Source organism: Sphingopyxis sp., assembly GCF_025869345.1.
In the GTDB taxonomy this organism is placed as follows: domain Bacteria; phylum Pseudomonadota; class Alphaproteobacteria; order Sphingomonadales; family Sphingomonadaceae; genus Sphingopyxis.
Genome location: NZ_JAOZVW010000070.1, coordinates 24072 through 42051, shown reverse-complemented (window position 1 = coordinate 42051; position 17980 = coordinate 24072). Strand labels below are relative to the sequence as shown.

The 17980-nt window shown below is 67.8% G+C and carries 14 protein-coding genes and 1 pseudogene; 7 read left to right on the top strand and 8 right to left on the bottom strand.

Annotated elements, in window-relative coordinates; all coding sequences use genetic code 11:
• The 3 genes and pseudogenes from OJI97_RS07665 to OJI97_RS07655 form a co-directional block, all read right to left on the bottom strand.
• A pseudogene (locus tag OJI97_RS07665) lies at nucleotides 1-926 on the bottom strand (hypothetical protein); the annotation flags it as partial.
• Nucleotides 923-1588 carry a response regulator transcription factor gene (locus OJI97_RS07660; protein ID WP_297662468.1) on the bottom strand — a complete coding sequence of 222 codons (666 nt, stop codon included), beginning with the start codon at nucleotides 1586-1588 and terminating at the stop codon, nucleotides 923-925. The pseudogene OJI97_RS07665 and the gene OJI97_RS07660, both read right to left, overlap by 4 nt.
• Nucleotides 1588-1902, bottom strand: a complete 315-nt coding sequence (locus tag OJI97_RS07655; protein WP_257546629.1) for a PepSY domain-containing protein — start codon at nucleotides 1900-1902, stop codon at nucleotides 1588-1590. The genes OJI97_RS07660 and OJI97_RS07655 overlap by 1 nt, the downstream gene beginning before the upstream one ends.
• Nucleotides 1903-2053: 151 nt before the next feature.
• On the opposite strand from OJI97_RS07655, the gene OJI97_RS07650 reads away from it, so the two are divergent.
• Entirely contained in the window at nucleotides 2054-3283 is a 1230-nt protein-coding gene (locus OJI97_RS07650; protein WP_297662467.1) for a histidine-type phosphatase, read from the top strand.
• 2 nt (nucleotides 3284-3285) lie between these two features.
• Here OJI97_RS07650 and OJI97_RS07645 read toward each other — a convergent pair whose 3' ends face one another.
• Together OJI97_RS07645 and OJI97_RS07640 are read right to left on the bottom strand one after the other, a co-directional pair.
• A complete protein-coding gene (locus tag OJI97_RS07645) occupies nucleotides 3286-5316 on the bottom strand; it encodes a TonB-dependent siderophore receptor (protein WP_297662466.1) in 2031 nt (676 codons plus the stop codon).
• 117 nt (nucleotides 5317-5433) lie between these two features.
• Complete coding sequence (locus OJI97_RS07640; protein WP_297662465.1) at nucleotides 5434-6216, bottom strand: SDR family oxidoreductase; 783 nt, start codon at nucleotides 6214-6216, stop codon at nucleotides 5434-5436.
• A gap of 124 nt (nucleotides 6217-6340) precedes the next feature.
• On the opposite strand from OJI97_RS07640, the gene OJI97_RS07635 reads away from it, so the two are divergent.
• Complete coding sequence (locus tag OJI97_RS07635) at nucleotides 6341-7102, top strand: ThuA domain-containing protein (protein ID WP_297662464.1); 762 nt, start codon at nucleotides 6341-6343, stop codon at nucleotides 7100-7102.
• Here the strand turns inward: OJI97_RS07635 and OJI97_RS07630 are convergent.
• On the bottom strand, nucleotides 7099-8730 hold the full coding sequence (locus tag OJI97_RS07630; RefSeq protein ID WP_297662463.1) for a GMC family oxidoreductase: 1632 nt from the start codon (nucleotides 8728-8730) through the stop codon (nucleotides 7099-7101). The genes OJI97_RS07635 and OJI97_RS07630 overlap by 4 nt on opposite strands.
• A gap of 140 nt (nucleotides 8731-8870) precedes the next feature.
• Between OJI97_RS07630 and OJI97_RS07625 the strand changes: the two genes are divergently transcribed.
• From OJI97_RS07625 to OJI97_RS07605, 5 genes are all read left to right on the top strand, one after another.
• Nucleotides 8871-9620: a glucose 1-dehydrogenase gene (locus OJI97_RS07625; RefSeq protein ID WP_297662462.1), complete on the top strand. Its 750-nt coding sequence runs from the start codon at nucleotides 8871-8873 to the stop codon at nucleotides 9618-9620.
• Nucleotides 9617-10333 carry an SDR family NAD(P)-dependent oxidoreductase gene (locus OJI97_RS07620; RefSeq protein WP_297662461.1) on the top strand — a complete coding sequence of 239 codons (717 nt, stop codon included), beginning with the start codon at nucleotides 9617-9619 and terminating at the stop codon, nucleotides 10331-10333. The genes OJI97_RS07625 and OJI97_RS07620 overlap by 4 nt, the downstream gene beginning before the upstream one ends.
• 139 nt (nucleotides 10334-10472) lie before the next feature.
• Nucleotides 10473-12866: a TonB-dependent receptor gene (locus OJI97_RS07615; RefSeq protein ID WP_297662460.1), complete on the top strand. Its 2394-nt coding sequence runs from the start codon at nucleotides 10473-10475 to the stop codon at nucleotides 12864-12866.
• Between the two features lie 126 nt (nucleotides 12867-12992).
• Nucleotides 12993-14456 (top strand): carotenoid oxygenase family protein, encoded by a 1464-nt coding sequence (locus OJI97_RS07610; protein WP_297662459.1) that lies wholly within the window; start codon nucleotides 12993-12995, stop codon nucleotides 14454-14456.
• 21 nt (nucleotides 14457-14477) lie between these two features.
• Complete coding sequence (locus OJI97_RS07605; RefSeq protein WP_297662458.1) at nucleotides 14478-16064, top strand: fatty acid--CoA ligase; 1587 nt, start codon at nucleotides 14478-14480, stop codon at nucleotides 16062-16064.
• A gap of 9 nt (nucleotides 16065-16073) precedes the next feature.
• Here the strand turns inward: OJI97_RS07605 and OJI97_RS07600 are convergent, their stop codons facing one another.
• Nucleotides 16074-16883 (bottom strand): SDR family NAD(P)-dependent oxidoreductase, encoded by an 810-nt coding sequence (locus OJI97_RS07600; protein ID WP_297662457.1) that lies wholly within the window; start codon nucleotides 16881-16883, stop codon nucleotides 16074-16076.
• Nucleotides 16884-16893: 10 nt separating this feature from the next.
• Nucleotides 16894-17892, bottom strand: a complete 999-nt coding sequence (locus tag OJI97_RS07595) for an NADP-dependent oxidoreductase (RefSeq protein WP_297662456.1) — start codon at nucleotides 17890-17892, stop codon at nucleotides 16894-16896.
• Between the last annotated feature and the right edge of the window lie 88 nt (nucleotides 17893-17980).

Below are 17980 nucleotides of genomic sequence, written 5' to 3'. Positions count from 1 at the left end.
CACGGCGGCCCCGTGGATGCCCGCGGACAGCACCTTCTTCGCGTCCGCCGCGTCCGCCCTTCTTCGGCTTCCCTGGGGGCGCGTCGCGCGGCTTTCGACGAATCGAGCCCGTCGGCCATCGCCGCCGCACCGGCTTCGCGCGCCCGCGCGCTCTGCGCGGCGAGCGCGGCGAGCGGGGTCTTGAGGCCGTGCGCCAGATCGGCGGCGCGGCGGCGCGCACGCACCAGATCGGCTTCGCGCGCATCGGCCAGCGCGTCGATCGAATCGGTGAGCGGCGCAAGCTCGCGCGGATAGGTGCCGCCAAGCCGCGCCGACGCGTCGCGGCGCAACCGCTCGACCTCCTGCCCGACACGCCGCAGCGGACGGAGGCCGAGCCCGACCTGCGCCCAGGCCGCGAGCGCGAGCACCGCCCACAACAGCACCAGAAACAGCGCCATCTCGCGCCCGAACTCGCGCTGCGCGGGCGCCAGCTTGGCGAGGTCGTAGCCGAGCTGGACGATCACCGGCGGTTCCTGCGGCTGCAGGCGGATCGCGCGTTCCATCAGCAGCAGTTGCTGGCCGAAGGGACCCGCGGCGCGGCGAATCCGCCAGCGGTCGGCGGGCGCCGACGCCGCGGCGGGCAGGTGGCTGTCCCAGAGCGAAACCGAGCGGATCGCGCCGGCTCCGGTCGACGCCTGCCAATAGAGCCCGCCGGCGGGAACCGCGAAGCGCGGATCGGCGGGCTCGGCCCCCGCGACCGGCACCCCGCGCGCCAGTTGCAGATCGGCAAGAAGCGGCCGCACCTGAACGAGGAGTTCGTCCTCGACGCGCCGCTCGACATGGCCGTCGAACAGCCAGGTCATCGCGAACCACGCGACGAGCAGCGCCAGCGCGATCGCGACCCCGGCCCCCGCGAGCAACCGAAGCCGGAGCGAGCCGCCTGTCACGCAGCGGTCGCCGGCAGAATATAGCCGAAGCCGCGCCGCGTCTGGATCGTATCGGCGCCGAGCTTGCGCCGCAGCCGCGCGACCAGCGCCTCGATCGCATTGGCATTTTCGGCGTCGGCATCGCCATAGAGGTGATCGGAAAGCTCGGTCGCGGGAACCGCGCGGCCGGGGTGATGGGCCAGATAGTCGAGCAGCCGGTATTCGAGCGGCGAGAGCTTGACGAAGGCGCCATCGAGGGTCGCGGTCATCCGGTGCGTGTCGATCCGGAGCGGCCCGGCCTCGAGCGTCGGGCTGGATCGCCCCGCCGCGCGGCGGACGAGCCCGCGAACGCGCGCGACCAGTTCCTCCATCGCCCACGGCTTCGCCATATAGTCGTCGGCACCCGCCTCGATCCCGGCGACCTTGTCGGTCCAGTCGCCGCGCGCCGACAGGATGAGGACCGGAAAGCCCCGCCCCGCGTCGCGCCAGCGCTTGATGACCGAGAGACCGTCGAGTCGCGGCAGGCCGAGGTCGACGATCGCGACGTCATAATCCTCGACATCGCCGTTGAACCACGCCTGCTGGCCGTCGCCGGCCAGATCGACGACGAACCCCGCCGCGGTCATCCCGCGAACCAGTTCGGACGCGACGACGGGATCGTCTTCGACCACCAGGGCGCGCATCAATCATCCTCGATCTTGAGTATCCGGCCGGTGCGGGCGTCGACTTCGACCTCGCGCACCCTGCCGCTTCGGGTGAGGATTTTCACCTCATATTTGAACCCGAAGGATTCGCGCTCCAGCTTGACCTTGAGCACGTCGCCGGGGACGCGTTCGGTCGCGATCGCGAGGACGCGCACGATCGGCAGGATCTCCCCGCGCGCCAGCGCCGCGCTGGCGGCGCGCTGATCGGCTTCATCGTCCTTGTCGCTCGCAAGCGTCAGGGCGGGGGTGGCGAGAGCGACCATCGCGGCCGCAAGCAGATAGATTTTCCTCATGGCCTTCCTTGCCACACTCAGGCTGACATCAAGCTGATAGCATCATCGGGCATATTGTCCGGCGTCTCATTTTCTCGATACCGGGCATTGATGAAATATTTTTTCTGATTTATACATGATCGATAAATTTATTCCATAAGGGAGAGAGCCCGTGAAGCATAGCCTGCTTTTGTCCGCCGCGCTGCTGACGGGATGCGCCGCGTCCGCGCCCGGCGCCGACGCATCGCCTGCCGCGCCGGGGTCGCTAAAGCTCGAAAAGGTCGTGATGCTGATGCGCCACGGCGTTCGCCCGCCAACCAAGGCGGCGGTGGTGCCGCCCGGCTATTCGGCCGAAACATGGCCCGACTGGCCGGTCGATTTCGGCCTGCTGACGCCGCACGGCGCGGCGGGGGTCAAGCTGCTCGGCGAAAGCGACCGCCTCTATTTCGGCGGTCGCGGTCTGTTTCCCGAGGGATGCCCGGCGGCGGGCACGATCGTCCTCAAGGCAAGCTATAAGGAGCGCACGATCGCGACCGCGCAGAGCTGGGCCGCGGGGTTCATGCCCGGCTGCGCGACGGATGTCGCGCATCCCGCCGGTCCGGACGATGACGCGATCTTTCATGGGCTCGACGGCGGCCCCGCTTCGTTCGACGGCAAGCGGGCGTTCGATGCCGCGCTCGCCCAGGCGCCCGAGGGCGGGCTGACCGCCGAAACCGCAAGCCATCGCGGCGAACTGACCTTGCTCGCGAAAGTGCTGAATTGCGCGCTGCCCGCCTGCCCGCTGATCGCAGAGCCGAGCCGGCTGGTCGCGCAGCCGCACGATCGCCCCGAGATCGAGGGCCCGCTCGACGTCGGATCGACCGCGAGCCAGACGCTGGTGCTGGAATATCTGGAAGGCAAGCCGATGGCCGAGGTCGGCTGGGGCCGCGTGAGCCGCGCCGAGATCGAACAGTTGCTGCGCTTTCATCCGCTCAAATTCCGCTATTCGAATCGCCCCGGCTATATCGCCGCCGCCGCCGCGGCGCCGATCGTGCGCGAAATCGTCACGGCGCTCGGCGACCGGAGCCCGGCGCGGCTGACCTTGCTCGCCGGGCACGACACGAACGTCGCCGACCTCGGCGGCTTCTTCGACCTGCACTGGCAGGTGCCGAGCTATCCCGCCGACGAGGTTCCGCCCGGCAGCGCACTGGGGTTTGAACTGGTCAGCAATGCGAAGGGCGACCGCTATGTCCGCGCCTTCTATCGCGCGCAGACGATGGACCAGCTCCGCAACCTCGAACCGCTGGGGTCGGACGATACGCTGTTCCGCCGCTATCTTCCCATTCCGGGGTGCGGCAATTCGGTCGAGGCGACCGCGTGCGCCTGGAGTGATTTCGCCCGGCTCGCCGCGCCGCGCGGGTAGGTTCACCCGCCGAAGCTGCGCTGGACGGTCAGCCCGACATAGCGTCCGCTGCGCAGCACCCGCAATTCGCGATAGCGCAGCGCGCTGTCGCCGCGGACGCCGGCATAAATGTCGCGCGTCCGCGTTGCGGGGCTGTCGGTCAGATTCTTGCCGAACAGGCGCAAGGTCCAGCGCGCATCGGGACGATATTCGACGAACAGGTCGAGCCGCCCGGCCAGACGGTCGGCCTCGACCTCCTCGACCTTGAACGCGGTTTCGGTGCGCGCAAAGGCATAGCTGCCGCCCCAGCGCAGCTTCCACGCGGGAATGTCGTGGGTCACCGCGATCTTCGCCTCGACCGGAAGATCGCCCGAAATATGGCGCCGCGCGCCGGTCGAGGGATCGGTCGCCCGCCCGCGCCGCGCGGCAAGGTCGGCCGTGACGACGACACCCTTGGCTCCGATCCCGTCGAGCGGCCATTTGAGCGACGCCTCGACGATATCGCGCCGGGCCGCACCGATATTGCCGACCGCGTCGTAGACGGTCCCATCGACGACGACCGGAAGCTGATCGACCAGATCGGATATCCATTCGCGGCGCGCGGCGATCGTGAAAGACCCGGCGCCGAAACGACGCTCATACGTCGCCTCTATGCGCCAGAGGCTGTCGGGCTCCAGATCGGCATTGCCGGCACTGATCGTGCCGCTGGTCAGCGAAGCGGCGCCGACGAAATCGCCGAAATCGAGCTGGCCGACCTCGCGTTCGGCCAGCAGCCGCAACGTCTGGTTCGGCGTCGGCGTCCAGATGAGCCGTGCGCGCGGCTTCCAGAAAGCAAGCGATTTGACGAGGTCGATGTCGCCCGTCTGCGACAGGCGCGACATTTCATAGCGCAGGCCGAATTCCGCGGTGGTCCGCGCGCCCAGCGGCCGGCTGGCGGTCGCGAAGACTTCGGCGCGATGCTCGGCGACGCGGACATTGGCCTGCGGCAGCAGGACGGGCTCGCCGTCCTCGACCAGCGCATTGCGGCTGCCCAGAATGTTGATCGCACCTTCGGCACCGATTTCGATCGCCCAGGCGCCACGATGATGGCGAAGCGCGGCGCGCAGAATCGCCTCGCTGGCGTTCGCGCGTTCGTCCGAGACGCTGCTGTCCGTCGCGGTCGCCTCGCGGTCGATGCCGACCGTCGCCACCGATCGATAGCTTCCCACGAGTTCGAGATCGTTCGCCGCACCGAGCGCGCGTTCGTAGCGCAGCCCCCCTTCCCAGGTGCGCGCATGTTCGCGCTCGCTGCCGGTGATCGCATCGGGCGCGGGGAAGGTGATGGCATAGGCGATGTCGGCGAATTTCCTTTTGTCCTGGACGAGGCCATTCAGATGAAGCGTCCCCCCGAACAGCGGCTGGCGATAGGCGAGCGTCGCCTGCGCGATGTCGGCGCCCTCAGGCTGCGCGTAATCGACCAAGCGCAGCGGCGTGCCATCGCGCGCGAAGCGGTTGCGGACGCCGAAGCCATGCTCGTCGTCGATCTCGCGATAGACGGTGCCGAACAGGTCGATCACCCGGCGCTGCCCATCGAACGTCGCCTGCGCCGAAACGCGCGGCGCGCGGCGCCCGTGGCGATAGAGTGCCTGCTCGGCCTCCACCCGGCCGCTGACCGTGCCGGCTTTCGCCAGAACGATATTGGCGAGCAGCGCATAGCCCTGCATGTCATAGCTGGCCGATCCGGCGCGGATCAGCTCGATCCGCTCGACGCGCGCGGCGGGAATGCGTTTCAGGATCGCGCCCAGCGAATCGGTCTTTCCCGCCGGGCGCTGGCCGTCGATCAGGACATTACCCGCCGCGCCCGAATAGCCGCGCACGTCGCCGTCGCCTTCGACGAGGGTGAAGCCCGGCAGCAGCGCCACCATTTCATAGGCGTTGGACGGCTGCGTCCGGTCGAAGAAATGCCTGTCATAGGACGGGATCCCGGCGCTGGCGCCGTCCTGCGCAGCCACGGGCAGCGGCGGCGCCGCCGCACCGAGCGACAACAGCAATGCGATGCGAACGCCATATGTCACGAATGCGAGCCCCTTCGGCGGGCGGAAGATCCCCCCTTTGGAAGCTCCCTATCCGCCCGGCGCGCTGACAATTGCGCCGCGGCCGATGTCAGCCTGCTGTCAGCTTGGCCGGCCCGCCTATACCCCCATCATGCCGGCGGTGGTCGCGCCGTCGATGACATAGTCGCTGCCCGAGATGAAGGCGGCCTCGTCGGAGGCGAGGAACGCGACGAGCGCGCTCACTTCGTCCAGCTGCGCCATCCGCTTCATCGGCGCCATTCCCTCGAACGCCGCGCGCGCGGCGGCGGGATCGGGCGAACGGTCGATGACGCCGCGGATCATGTCGGTTTCGACGACGCCGGGCAGGATCGCGTTGACGCGGATCGCATAGCCCTTTCCCGCGCAATGGATCGCCGCCGACTTGACGAGCGCGACCGCCGCCGCCTTGGTCACCGAATAGGCCGCATAATTGCCCATCGCGCGATGCGCGTTCATCGACGAATTGACGATGATCGAACCGGCGGGTCCGTGCGGATTCTTCGCCATCGCGCGAATCGCGTGCTGGACGGTCAGCATCGCGCCGGTCTGGTTCACCGCGACGATATGGTTCCAGGCATCGAGGCCGATCGCCTCGACGCTGGCATCGCCCGCCTCGGTCCCGGCATTGGCGAAGGCGATGTCGAGCCTGCCATATTCGGCCTCGACCTCCGCCATCAGGGCCTCCCAGGCGGCGGCATCCTCGACGCGATGGGCGCGAAAGACCGCACCCGTGTCAGCCTCGACGGCGGCGGCCGCTTCGGCATTGGAGCCGGTGAAGACCACCGCCGCGCCCTCGCGCGCCAGACGCGCGACCGTCGCGGCGCCGATCCCGCTCGTCCCGCCGGTGACCAGAGCGACCTTGCCGTCGAGCCTCTGCCGCATCGCGCCTCTCCTCTCGCTGCCCTCTTTGCCAGTTTCGCGCCCGGCCGAAACCTATCAATAGAATAAGGTGACGCGGGCGTGGCGTGCCCGCATGATGCCGGCGGGACAGGAGGAGAAAGAGCCGATGAGCGACAGCGAGCATCCGCCCCGCATCGATTGCGTGCTGATCTGCGGCGGCGTCTGGCACGACATGGATTATGCGCGGCTGGAGCTGCTGAAGCTGCTCGCCGAGGACCCGCGCATCCGCACCCGCGTCTTCGAAAATTACGAAGCGATCGAGGCGATCGAGGCCGCCGACATTCTGATCACCTATACCTGCGACGTCACGCCGTCGCTGCCCGCGCAGGAAGCGCTGAAACGCTGGCTGGATCGCGGCGGCCGCTGGTATGCGCTGCACGGCACCAATTCGATCCTGCGCCTGCTCGACAGCGGCTTGTGGGAGGCGCCGCGCTGGGCGCCGCTGATGATGGATCTACTCGGCTCGCAGTTCATCAGCCACCCGGCGATCGAGCCCTATACCGTCCGCGTCGCCGACCCCGACCATCCGCTGACCCGCGGCATCGAGCCGTTCGAGACGACCGACGAACTCTATCACCTCGAAACCCATGGGCATCTGCACGTCCTGCTCGACACCCTATGCACCGGCCCCGGCACCGGCTTCGTCGAGGCCGAGGACGCGCCGGGGACTTACCCGGTCTTCTACATCAAGCGGCACGGCGCGGGCGCCGTCCTCTATCTGACCCTCGGCCATTGCCGGGGGCATTACGACCTGCAGCCGATGATGGACTGGTGGCCGACGATCGACCGCTGCGCCTGGGATCTGCCGGTCTTCCACGAACTGCTGCGCCGCGGGATCGGCTGGCTCAAGGAGCGCGAGCGGGTCTAGGCGCGCATCGTCCGCCGATCCTCGCGGATCAATTCGGCCGCGCGGAGCGCCAGCGCCATCGCCGGCGCGTTGGTGTTGCCGGTGACCGGCGACGGCATCACCGAACAGTCGACGACCCGCAGCCCGCCGACGCCGTTGACGCGCAGCCGCGCATCGGTGACCGCGCGATTGTCGCTGCCCATGCGGCAGGTTCCCACACCATGAAGGCCCGAGGTGGCGAGGCGGCGGAAGGCGTCGAGGATATCGGCGTCGCTTTGCACCGCCGCGCCGGGCAGCAGTTCGCGCTCGACGAAGGCCGCGAGCGCGGGCTGCGCCATATAGCGCCGCATCGCCCGGACCGCGGCGATCGCGGTGCGTTCGTCCTCGGGTGTCGACAGCCAATTGGGCTCGATCGCCGGCGCGGCATCGCTGCCGGGGCCGCTGATCGCCAGGCGCCCTTCGCTCGTCAGGCGAAGGAGCTGGCCATAGATGGTCATCCCCGGCTTGCGGTCGATACTGGTCAGCGGCACCGGATGCTTGTCGTCGCCGAGCGCGAAGCTGTAGCCGCCGAGATAGAGCTGCAGGTCGGGCCGGCGGTCCGCGCTCGTCAGATTGAGAAAGGCGCCGACCTCGAACGGCCCGGTCGCCATGATCCCGCCGCGCGTCAGCCAATAGCGCGCCATCGCGCGGGCGAGGCCGAGGCCATAAAAGCTGCGGCTGCTGCCGACGTCGCGCGACAGGCGGTGCGGCATGCTGAACCCCAGATGCTCGCGCATCCGGCCGCCGACGTCGGGCGCGTCGACCAGCGGATCGACCCCGGCGGCGCGCAGCGCATCGGCGGGACCGATGCCCGAGCGCTGAAGCAGCAGGGGGCTTTCCAGCGTGCCGCCCGAGACGATCACCTCGCCGGCGCAATCGAAGCGTTCGGCCCGCCCCGCGACCACCGCCTCGACGCCGGTGACGCGCCCGTCCGCGACGATCAGCCGCTCGGCCAGCGCGCGGGTGACGATGCGCAGGTTGGCCCGCCTGCGCGCGCGGGCGAGAAAGGTCGCCGCCGCGCTTTCGCGCCGTCCGCGGCGGACATTATGCGCATAAAAGCCGACGCGGTCCGATGTCGCGGCGTTGAGGTCGTCGACCGGCATCAGCCCCATCTCGGCCCCCGCCTCCACCATCGTCTCGGCGAGCGGATAGCTGTGGATTTTCGGCGCCACGCCCACGGGGCCGCCCGCACCGCGCATCGCGCTGGCGCCGAGCCCATGATCCTCGAGACGGCGAAACGCCTCGGTCATCGTCTCGCCATTCCAGCCGGTGCCGCCGCGCTTTTCCCATTCGTCATAATCGGCGGGTTCGCCGCGGCTCCAGATCATGCCGTTGATCGCCGACGATCCGCCCAGTCCCTTGCCGCGAATCCAGACCTCGCCCGCCGCCGCGCCGGGGCTGCGCGGCTGCGTCACGCCATAGGCCCAGATATGGTCGGGGTTGGTGACGAGCTTTGCCACCCCCTTCGGAATCGCGACCCAGCGGCTGTCGTTGGCGCCGCCCGCTTCGAGCAGCAGGACGCGGACCCGCGGATCGGCGCTCAGCCGTTCGGCGACGACGCAGCCGGCCGACCCCGCGCCGACGACGATATAGTCCCAGCTTTCCGTCATGCCGCGCCTCCCCGGATATCTGGTCCAGACTGGCAGCGCGGCGGCGGGGCGGCACCTAGCGCAATCAATAGGCCCGCGGGTCGCGGGCGCCGTGATAATCCGAAGGCAGAGCATGGGAAAATGCGGCGAGGGAGAATGGGATGACCGGGCAACAGGGCCGCATCGCGGGCAAGCGGGCGTTCGTCACCGGCGGCGCGTCGGGGCTGGGGCTCGACATCGTCCGCCGCTTCGTCGCCGAGGGCGCGGAGGTGGTGATCGCCGACATCGATGCCGCGGCGGGCGAAGCGCTCGCCGCCGGCCTCGGCCAGCGCTTCGTCCGGCTCGACGTGTCGCGCGAGGCGGAATGGATCGCTGCTTTCGACACCTGCGACCGCATCGACATCCTCGTCAACAATGCCGGGATCACCACGCACGGGTCAATCGAGGCGCTGACGCTCGACGCCTTTCGCCACGAATTTTCGGTCGATGTCGACGGCGTCTTCCTCGGCTGCAAGCATGTGATCCCGAAGATGAAGGATCGTGGCGGGTCGGTGATCAACATGTCGTCGATGTGCGGCGTGCGCGCGCAGGCCGATCTCGCCGCCTACAACGCCGCCAAGGCGGCGGTCACCCATCTCACCAAGTCGATCGCGCTCCATTATGCGCGCCAGGGCTATGGCATCCGCTGCAACTCGGTGCATCCCGGCGCGATCCATACCCCGATCCTCGACAAGGTGATGGCGCAGGTCGAGGACGGCCAGGCGCTTTACGACAGCTGGGTCGCGACGCATCCCATCGGACGATTGGGCAAGCCCGAGGAGATTTCGGCGATCGTCCTCTATCTCGCCTCGGACGAGTCGGCCTTCGCAACCGGCGCCGAGTTCCGCATCGACGGCGGCAGCTCGCTGTGATCGCCGGGCGCCTTGCGGGGCGGGCCGCGCTCGTTACCGGCGCCGGATCGGGAATCGGGCGCGCCACCGCCGCCCGGCTCGCGGCCGAGGGCGCGCGTGTGTTGACCACCGACCGCGCAGGCGATGTCGACATTGTCGCCGACGTGACCGGGTCCGGCATCAACGCGCGGCTGGTCGCGGAGGCCGAAGCGCGCTTCGGCCAGCTCGACATCGTCGTCGCCTGCGCCGGCATCACCGGGATGCAGATGCTCGACGGACATGGCGATGAATTTTTCGACCAGATGATGGCGGTGAACGTCACCGCGGTCTTCCGACTGATGCGCGACGCGCTGCCGCTGCTCAAGCGCTCGCCGCACGGGCGGATCATCCTGATCGGATCGGTGATGTCGAGCTTCGGCGAGGCGGGGATGACCGCCTATAGCGCATCGAAACATGCGGTGCTCGGCATGACCAAATCGGTCGCGGCGGAGGTCGGTGCCTTCGGTATCACGGTGAACTGTATCCAGCCGGGCGCGATCGATACGCCGATGACGGCACCCGCTTTTGCCGAGATGCCTGCTTTCCGGCAGCGCTGGATCGACAAGGCCGCGCTGGGGCGCCTCGGGCAGCCCGAAGACATCGCCGACGTCGCCGCCTTTCTGGCCTCCGACGACGCGCGCTTCATGTCGGGGCACGGGCTTTTCGTCGATGGCGGAGCCACGCAAAGGCAATAGAATCCCACATATTCAGGGCCTTTCACGCCGCTACGGCATGCCTGATATTTTTGATGATTGTTGAATCGCGGCATTCAGCGGACCTTGCCGCCGACGTGATCGGCGAGCCTATGCGCCGGCGCGAGAGGGAGGAATGACGATGACCACGCATGTCCGATTGCTGCCCGCCATCCAGGCCACCGTGTCGCTCGCCGCGCTCGCCATCGCCACCCCGGCCTACGCGCAGGACGCCCCGGCGGACGACAACAGCGGCGGCGCCATCCGCGAAATCGTCGTTACCGCGCAAAAACGCTCGGAAAGCGTCCAGTCGATCCCGATCGCGGTCACCGCGCTCGACGAAAAGGCGATGGAGTCGGCGACGATCGACGACATCCGCGACATCGCGGGCCGCGTCCCCAGCCTCGTCGTCGATTCGGTGGGCGCGGGGCCGAGCGCCGCCGCCATCTCGATCCGCGGCATCAGCTTCGAGGATATCGAAAAAAGCTTTGACCCCGCGGTCGGCGTGGTCGTCGACGGCGTCTTCATCGGCACCAACACCGGCCAGCTTCTCGACAGCTTCGACATCGAGCGGCTCGAGGTGCTGCGCGGGCCGCAGGGCACTTTGTTCGGCCGCAACACGATCGGCGGCGTCATCAACGTCATCCGCACCAAGCCGACCCAGGACTTCGGCGTGCGCGGCCAGTTCGCCTACAGCAATTTCGACACCAAGCGCGGCCGGCTGGTCGTCAACACGGGGTCGCTGGGCGGCATCATCGCGCTGAAGGCCTTCGGCTATTACGACAAGACCGACGGCTATTATTTCAACGTCACCCAGAACCGGCGGCAGGGCAAATATGAAACGCTGACCGGCGGCGTCACCGCGCTCATCACGCCGAGCGACGCGATCACCGCGCAGATCACCTATCAGCACAGCCGCGAGCGCGGCGAAACCGTGTCGTCGGCGTTGTCCGAAACCAGCCGCGAGGTGCTGTGCGCCGCACCCGGCGTACCGGGCTTTTCGCCGCTCGCCGAATGCAACCGTTGGGCGCTGCCCGACCACGGCCTCTACACGACCTTTTCGGCGATCGACACGCCGGTGCGCAACGACGCCGACAGCATCACCGGCAATGTCGACATCGAACTCAGCGACCGGCTGACGCTGAGCTCGGTGACCGGCTATATCAAGAACAAGGAATCGGTGACGCAGGATTTCGACGGATCGTCGGCCAATTTCTTCGAGACCAAGCGCGACCAGCGCTATCATCAGTTCAGCCAGGAAATCCGCCTGCTCGCCGACCTCGACCCGGTGAACCTGCTGGTCGGCGGCTATTATTTCAACAGCAATTACAAGCTCGACCAGTCGACCAATTTCGGCGTCGTGCTCGGCCAGGGATCGACCGCGGTGCTGCGCCAATATGTCGACCACACCGCCAAATCCTACGCCGCCTTCGCCGACGCGCAGATCCGGCTGACCGACGCGTTCAAGATTTCGCTCGGCGCGCGCTACACCGACGACAAGAAGGAAATCTTCAACAATTTCGGTCGCATCGGCGCGCTGGTCGGGCTGACCCTGCCGAGCTTCGACGGCAAGTCGTGCGTCGCGGCGACCGGCACTTTCAGCCCGGCCCCGGGGGTCGTGCTGCCGGTCTACACCGCCGCGAACAATTGCAGCGGCAGCGACAGCTTCGGCAAGTTCACCTGGCGCGCCAACGCCGAATATACGATCGAGCCGGGCAAGCTGGTCTATGCCTCCTTCTCGCGCGGTTTCCGCTCGGGCGGCTTCAACGGCCGCGCGGCCTCGCCGACCTCGCTCGGCCCCTATCAGCCCGAGACGGTCGACGCCTATGAGGTCGGGCTGAAGGCCGACTGGCTCGACCGGACGCTGCGCACCAACCTCGCCTTCTATTACACCAAATATAACAACAAGCAGGAAGAGGTGGTTCAACCCGCCCCGCCGGGATCGTCGAGCCCGCAGGAGACGGTAGTGCAGAACGCTTCCTCGGCCGACATCAAGGGATTCGAGGCCGAAATCATCGCGCAGATGTCGAACGCCTTCAGCTTCAACGCCTCGTTCAGCTATACCGACGCGCAATATAACAGCTTCTTCAACGACATCGTCGGGCTGACCACGGGTAGCGCGGCGGACGGGATTCCCGACGACGTGTCGACGCTGACGCTGCGCCGCGCGCCCAAAATCCAGTGGTCGGCGGGGCTCAACTATACGAAGGACGTCGGGTCGGGCCGCATCGATGCCTCGACCCTGCTCCGCTACCAGAGCCGCTATGTCACCTGCATCACGCCGAACAAGCCCGTCGTTCCCGGCGCGGTGACCAACGACAACCGCTGCTTTACCGAGGATCGCGAAAATCTGTCGGCCGAGATCGGCTACACCCACTTCCTCGGCGAAGGGCGCGAGGTCAGCCTGTCGCTGTTCGGCCGCAACCTCACCAACCACAAGGGGCTGTCGTCGACGCTGCCGGTGGCAGGTCTCTTCACCTTCGGCGCGGCGATCCAGCCGCGCACCTATGGCGTCGAGCTCGGCTTCCGTTTCTGAACAAGGCGAGTGTTTCCCGCCACGGGCACGGCGGGATTCAAAGGAGCAAGGGGCGGCGCATGGCACCGCCCCTTGTTGGCGAACGGCGGGTTTGACGAACGACAGCCGATTTTTCGAGGGAGCAGGATGACGCAGGCCTTTTTCGACCATCCCTTCCTGTCGGGACATCATCAGCCGGTGCGGTTCGAGGCGACGGCCCCCGACCTGATCGTCGACGGCGCGATCCCCGACGACCTGGCCGGCGTCTTCTATCGCAACGGTCCCGAGCCGCTCTACCCGACGCGCGAGGGCGAGTATCACTGGTTCGACGGCGACGGCATGGTCTATGCCTTCCACATCGCCAGTGGCCGCGCATCGATGCTCAACCGCTGGGTGCGGACCGAGAAGTTCGAACTCGAAAAGGCGGCGGGCAAGCGCCTGTTCGGCCTGTTCGGCAACCCGATGACCGCCGACCCGTCGGTCGCCGGCAAGCGCTACAACACCGGCAACACCAATATCATCGTCCATGGCGGCAAATTGCTCGCGCTGATGGAGGGCGCGCCCGCGGTCGCGCTCGACCCGCGCACGCTCGAGACGCTGGGCGAGGACCATTATGGCGGGACGATCACCACCAGCTTTTCCGCGCATCCGAAGATCGACCATGCCACGGGCGAGCTCGTCAATATCGGCGCCATGATCAACGGGCCGATGGGCGCGGCGCAGATCCGCTATGACGTGATCGCCGCCGACGGCAGCGTGCGCAAGGCCGAGGTCATCGACATGCCGCACAATGCACTGATGCACACATTCTTCCTGACCGAGAATTGGGTCGTCTTCCCGGTCATCCCGATCGACGTCGACCTCGGCCGCGCGATGAAGGGCGGGCCGATGACCGCCTGGGTCAACGATCGCCCGACCCGGTTCGCGGTGATGCCGCGCGACGGATCGGCGCGCGACGTCCGCTGGTTCGATTATGAGCCGCGCCACATGTTCCACGAACTCAACGTCTGGGAACAGGACGGCAGGATCATCGCCGACGTCGCCGCCGCGAACGGCACCGCGCTCTTCCCCGACGAGACCGGCGCGAAGCGGACGCACGGCGATACGCAGCAGAGCCTTCGCCGCTGGACGATCGATCCGCGCGCGAACGGCAACGGGACGTGGATCACCGAAGAGATGCTGAACGACCGCGACATCCAGTTCCCGCGCCCCGACGACCGCTTCATGACGCGCGCCTCGCGCCACGCCTTCGCGAACATCAACCTCAACAGCCGCGACGGCCGCGCCGAGGGGATGGATGCGGTGCTGCGCTTCGACACGGTCGGCGGCCAGGAGGATGTCTACGACTTCGGCAGGGGCGCCGCGTGCGGCGAGCTGATCTTCGCGCCCAGGATGGGCGCCGAGGGCGAAGGCGATGGCTATGCGATGACGCTCGTCCACCGCGCCGGCGCGGCGACGAGCGAGCTGGCGATCTTCGCCGCGCTCGACATCGCCGCGGGGCCGATTGCAAGCGTGCGGATTCCCTTCCGCGTTCCGTCGGGATTCCATTGCAATTTCTATGCGGCCGACTCCCGCCTCTATCGCGAGGCGTTCGGCGAAGCGGATGCGTGAAGGCAGGGAGCAGGAAGCAAGGTGACGCAAGAGGTCGTATCATTTGCGCGGGTCGCCGACATCGCGCGGCGGGGCGGGCGCGAGTGTCCGAACAAGACGCTCTTTCATTTCGAGGGGCGGACGGTCGACTATCGCGCGTTCGACACCAACAGCAGCCGCGCCGCGAACGGGCTGATCGCGCTGGGACTGAAGCCCGACGACCGCGTCGCCCATATCGGCAAGAACAGCGACCTGTATTTCGAGCTGCTGATGGCGGCCGCAAAGGCCGGCGGGGTGATGACGCCGGTCAACTGGCGGCTCGCCTTGCCCGAGATCGCGTGGATCGTCGCCGATTGCGGCGCGCGCATCCTGTTCGTCGGGCCCGAATTCACCGATCTGGTCGCGGCGAACCGCGCCGCCTTTCCGGGCGTCGAGCATGTCGTCGCGATCGAGGGCGCGGCGAACGGCTTTCCCGACTACCGGCGCTGGCGCGACACATTTACCGACGGCGATCCCGACGTGCCGCGCGGCGAGCAGGATGCGGTGATCCAGATGTATACTTCGGGCACCACGGGCAAGCCCAAGGGCGCGGTGCTGACCAACGGGTCGGTGCTGCGCTCGCGGCTCGACCGCGATCCCGCGCTGCTGGCCGAATGGGAGCGCTGGGAGGAGGATGACGTGGCGCTCGTCGCCATGCCCTGCTTTCATATCGGCGGCACCGCCTATGGCATATCGGTGATGACCAACGGCGCGACCGGCGTCATTACGCGCGAGTTCGATCCCGCCGGGGTGCTCGACCTGATCGAGGCCCATCGTATCTCCAAGATATTCATGGTTCCCGCGGCGATGCAGACCATCGTCAATCAGCCCCGCGCGCGCGAGGTCGATTTCTCGCGCCTTCGCCATATCGCCTATGGCGCTTCGCCGATTCCGCTCGCGCTGCTGCGCCAGTGCATCGACATCTTCCAGTGCGGCTTCGTCCAGATGTACGGGATGACCGAAACCTCGGGCACGATCGCCGCGCTGCCGCCCGAGGACCACGACCCAGCCGGGAACGAGCGGATGCGATCGATCGGCAAGCCGCTGCGCGGGGTGGAGATGCGCGTCATCGACCCCGATGGCCGTCCGCTGCCTCCGCGCGAAATCGGCGAGATCGCGATCCGCGCACAGGCGAACATGCGCGAATATTGGGGGCGGCCCGAGGCGACGACGGAGACGATCGATGCCGACGGCTGGCTGCGCACCGGCGACGCGGGCTACACCGACGAGCAGGGCTATTTTTACCTCCACGACCGGGTGAAGGACATGATCATCTCGGGCGGCGAGAATGTCTATCCGGCCGAGGTCGAGAATGCGATCTACGGCCATCCGGCGGTCGCCGACGTCGCGGTCGTCGGCGTCCCCGACGTCCGGTGGGGCGAAGCAGTGAAGGCGTGCGTCGTGCTGAAACCCGGCGCGGCCGCCGGGGCGAGCGAGATCATCGGCTGGGCGCGCGACCGGATCGCGGGCTATAAATGCCCCAAGTCGGTCGATTTCATCCCCGCGCTGCCACGCAATCCGTCGGGCAAGATTCTCCGCCGCGAACTGCGTGCGCCCTATTGGGAAGGGCACGAACGGCCGATCGGCTAGGGCGCCAGCCTAGCTCTGCAATTTCGCCATCGCCGCGCCGACCGCCGCCGCAATATCCGCCTCCTGCGGATTGCCGCGCAGCGTAAGACCGCCGTTCGGCTGCAGATTTTCGCCGGTCACGAACGCCTCGTCGCTCGCTAGCCACAGGCAGGCGTTGGCGACATCCTCCGACGTGTTCAGCCGCCCCAGCGGGTAGCGCGGCAGAAAGGCGTCGACGAGTCCCGGCGTCGCGAAGGCGCCCTGGGTCATCGGCGATTCGGTGAACGCCGGCGAGACGATATTCGCGCGGATGCCCGCGGCGCCGAAATCATTGGCGACGCAGCGGATCAGCGCCTCCGACCCCGTCTTGGTGCCGATATAGGCGGCGTGGTTGCCGATCGGCGCGCGCGTCGTCGCCGACGAAATCTGGATGATCGACCCGCCGCTCGGCGCGTTGGCGAGCATCGCGCCGACGAAGGCCTGGAGGAAATGATGCACCCCCGTGAATTGCAGCGCGACGATGGCGTTCAATTCCTCCTCGGTGACGTCGAGCAAGGGCTTGAGCAGTCCCCATCCGCTCGCGTTCATCGCGATGTCGACCCCGCCCATCGTCGCCTTCGCCGCATCGGCGAGCGCGAAGACCGACGTCCGGTCGGTGATGTCGCAAAGCACGGCATGACCGCCGATTTCAGCCGCGAGCGCGTCGAGCGGTTCCGGCCTGCGCCCCGCGACCATCACCGTCGCGCCTTCGCGCGCGAAGCGCCGCGCGGTGACCTGCGCCATATTCCCCGTCGATGCCGCGCCGATGATGACGGCGCGCTTGCCGGCCAGCCTGCCCATATCGATCTCCCTACAGCTTCAAGAGTTGCTTGCCGCGGTTCCGGCCGCTGAACAGGCGTTGCAATGTGTCGGGCGCATTCTCGAACCCGTGCTGCACATCCTCGCGATAGGTGAGCCGGCCGTCGCGGACGAAGCCTTCGAGGCGCCGGCGGATTTCGGGAAACTCGTTCGCCCAGTCGAGCACGATGAAGCCCGCCATCGATCCGCGGCGGAAGATCAGGTTGAAATAATTCTGCGGCCCCGCGGGCAGCGTCCCCATCTCGTAGCGGCTGATCCCGCCGCACACCGCGACGCGCGCGCCGGTCGCGATCTCGCCGAGCATGTCGTTGAGGATCGCGCCGCCGACATTGTCGAAGATCACGTTGACGCCGCCGGGGCAATGTTCGCGGATCTGCCGCCGCACATCGCCCGCCTTGTAATCGATCGCAGCGTCGTAGCCCGCTTCCTCGACAAGCCAGCGGCACTTGTCCTCGCCGCCCGCGATGCCGACCGCGCGGCACCCGGCGATCTTCGCGAGCTGGCCGACGACCGACCCCGTCGCTCCCGCCGCGCCCGAAACGAGCACCGTGTCGCCCGCGACCGGCCGCCCGACCTTGAACAGCCCGCAATAAGCAGTGACCCCGGTCGTCCCGAGCACCGACAGCATCGCGGTCGGCGGCAGTTCGGTATCGATCTTCACCAGCCCCTCGCCGGCCGAGAGATGCCATTCGGTCCAGCCGGTCGATCCCATGACGAGATCGCCCACGGCGAAGCCCGGATGGCGGCTCTCCACCACTTCGCTGATCGCGCTACCACGCATCACGTCGCCGATCGCCATCGGCGCGACATAGTCGGCGATATTCTCCATCCAGCCCTTCTGCGCCGGATCGAAACCGAGGTAGAGCGTCTTCAGCAGCAATTCGCCCGCGCCCGGCGCGCCGATGTCGGTCTCGACGAGCCGGAAATCGTCCGCCTCGATCCCGCGTCCGCGCGGATGTCCGTTGAGCAGCCACTGGCGCGATGTCGGCATCGATACTCTCCCTGTCCGCCCCGAAATTGCGCCCGCGGCGCTTCGCCAGCCACCGCCAAAAGTGCCAGTCGCGTGAAGGGCGTCCGCG

What these genes read in the sequence shown, in the direction of transcription:
- OJI97_RS07660 (WP_297662468.1), bottom strand. Translation starts at nt 1,588, where the DNA reads ATGCGCGCCCTGGTGGTCGAAGACGATCCCGTCGTCGCGTCCGAACTG.
- OJI97_RS07655 (WP_257546629.1), bottom strand. Translation starts at nt 1,902, where the DNA reads ATGAGGAAAATCTATCTGCTTGCGGCCGCGATGGTCGCTCTCGCCACC.
- OJI97_RS07640 (WP_297662465.1), bottom strand. Translation starts at nt 6,216, where the DNA reads ATGCGGCAGAGGCTCGACGGCAAGGTCGCTCTGGTCACCGGCGGGACG.
- OJI97_RS07635 (WP_297662464.1), top strand. Translation starts at nt 6,341, where the DNA reads ATGAGCGACAGCGAGCATCCGCCCCGCATCGATTGCGTGCTGATCTGC.
- OJI97_RS07630 (WP_297662463.1), bottom strand. Translation starts at nt 8,730, where the DNA reads ATGACGGAAAGCTGGGACTATATCGTCGTCGGCGCGGGGTCGGCCGGC.
- OJI97_RS07625 (WP_297662462.1), top strand. Translation starts at nt 8,871, where the DNA reads ATGACCGGGCAACAGGGCCGCATCGCGGGCAAGCGGGCGTTCGTCACC.
- OJI97_RS07615 (WP_297662460.1), top strand. Translation starts at nt 10,473, where the DNA reads ATGACCACGCATGTCCGATTGCTGCCCGCCATCCAGGCCACCGTGTCG.
- OJI97_RS07610 (WP_297662459.1), top strand. Translation starts at nt 12,993, where the DNA reads ATGACGCAGGCCTTTTTCGACCATCCCTTCCTGTCGGGACATCATCAG.
- OJI97_RS07600 (WP_297662457.1), bottom strand. Translation starts at nt 16,883, where the DNA reads ATGGGCAGGCTGGCCGGCAAGCGCGCCGTCATCATCGGCGCGGCATCG.
- OJI97_RS07595 (WP_297662456.1), bottom strand. Translation starts at nt 17,892, where the DNA reads ATGCCGACATCGCGCCAGTGGCTGCTCAACGGACATCCGCGCGGACGC.